Source organism: Paenibacillus baimaensis (assembly GCF_025567575.1).
Genome location: NZ_JAOQIO010000080.1, coordinates 1 through 2,022, shown reverse-complemented (window position 1 = coordinate 2,022; position 2,022 = coordinate 1). Strand labels below are relative to the sequence as shown.

The 2,022-nt window shown below is 34.2% G+C and carries 1 protein-coding gene and 1 pseudogene; both read right to left on the bottom strand.

All coding sequences use genetic code 11. From position 1 onward, the window contains the following. Positions 1–667 precede the first annotated feature (667 nt). Positions 668–799: pseudogene (locus OB236_RS19240) on the bottom strand (sigma factor-like helix-turn-helix DNA-binding protein); the annotation flags it as partial. A gap of 136 nt (positions 800–935) precedes the next feature. After that, positions 936–1,277 carry a hypothetical protein gene (locus OB236_RS19235; RefSeq protein WP_262685453.1) on the bottom strand — a complete coding sequence of 114 codons (342 nt, stop codon included), beginning with the start codon at positions 1,275–1,277 and terminating at the stop codon, positions 936–938. Positions 1,278–2,022: the final 745 nt, after the last annotated feature.

Genomic DNA, 2,022 nt, shown 5'->3' with positions numbered 1-2,022 from the left:
AATTGGCAAAGCTGTTCTCACTCGGAAGTTTATCAATATGACGTTCTAAAAGATCGATTAAGATAGTGACCTTTTCTCCGTCATTTAGCAGTGTCATTATTTTCACCCCAATTGTAATTTGTTTTCCACATGTTCATCTTGACTAACTATTGTATTACAAATGTGATGATCTCTTTCTTCACAGATACGCTGTTTTTTTCATTATATACCTGCTTAAGCTAAGCCCTTAAGTAGGGCACGTTAACCATACCCCTTGCAAATCATCGATTTTCCACTCTAACACTCTGATGTACGCTAACATTTCCTCTTCCGTTTTTCGTGTGATAAATCCAGGAACACCATTCCTTTCAACCGTTATTATTTTCTCAAACCTATTACTCATTTTACTCACGGGGACACAGTGACTATTTTTAAAACTTAGTATTATTTTCGAAAAGCTTTCCCAATTGTCCAAACGATTTTGTAACAATATAAGCGTGTAATAATGGTCACAATTTGTGGTAAATGGATATTTATGATATTTCTTGTTTCGTTCAATCGTTGACTTTATACTATTTATGTTTTTTTCAACAACTTCCAGTAGCTCGTCCAAAACCACTACGTCCTTTCACTTATAGATTAGAGCCTGCCGTCCAGGCAGACTCGTTAAAGGTTCATATCCTATTTCCTAACGTTTCACCTTATAAAACTCATGATATAGCTTCATCAATGCACGCTCTTCGATTCGCGACACATATGAACGCGAGATGCCCAACGACTTGGCAATCTCTCGCTGCGTCCTCTCCTCAACGCCGGCCTCCCGTTTCCTTCCTCTAAAATATCGAGATTCCGAAAAAAGAAATTGTTGAGAAATAATTCATTTTTGACAAACGATAAAGAAAGCCAGAAAGGCTTTTTTATCTAAAATTACAGGCCGAATGGGTAATGTGAATTTTCTAGAATAATCGTCTTTCATTATTGCCTCTTTTTCTTGTTTTCAATTGTCGTTTTAGTAACTCAATAATTTCTTGATAATATTTTATGCTTTGATCATTCATCGTTGTATTTTCGATAATTCTGTAAGCAATAGTTAAACCTCCATCTCCCAAAAAAACTAAAATGTAATCAGTATTATTTTCATCCACAAAAATAGGGATTGTTCTAGAAATTCCTTGGGTTTGTAAATACCACTGTTCTCTGATTGCAATGCTACATGAATAAAAAATCTCATTAAACATAAGTCCATTTTGAGTTACTTCTGCTTGTTCAAGTGGAAATAAATCAAATAATTTTTCCACAATTAAGCACCTCCTAGTAATCTAGTAATCTATTAATACTATTATGACCAAATACTAGATTTATAATACGTAAACATATCATATTATTCGTAATACTACCTTTACTTACATGTTGACTCTAATCTAGCTGACTACACCTCAAAAGAGGTGTGGCAATGTCTGAATTAATATTAATTGGTGAGCGTATTCGAGACTTAAGGAAGCAAAAAGGACTTTCACAAGAGCAAGTAACTGAATTTAGCAAATTTTCACTATACGTATATTGGTGGAGTAGAACGTGATGAAACCAATATATTGGTCCTTTATCTTTCAAAAACTGCACATTTTGAGGGTTCCAGATAGCTGCGAATTCGTTTATCTATTTCGAGTCCAAATTTGATAGACCCGCCTCATGATCGTTGTATGGGATATCTTTAACCCCCGCTAGCCCATCATTTCTACGATGTCTCGATAGCTTAAACAATATTTCAAATACCATCTGTTGATCCATATTGCTTCCATTTAAATAAATCGATTTTGGTTTCTAAAGTAAGTTGCTCATCCATGACTTCATTATCAATGACGTTATCATCATCCCGTTTCTTGGAGTAACAAGTGATAACTGTAAATAGTTTTGTCGTAATTTCGCACTTAGTTTAGTACCTTTTGTAATTTATTTTTGACGTCTTCTGTATTATATTTTGTAAGCGTTTAATAAGAAGGTGTATTCCAATCCAATCTAGATTTTGAGACAATTCCGTTAGAG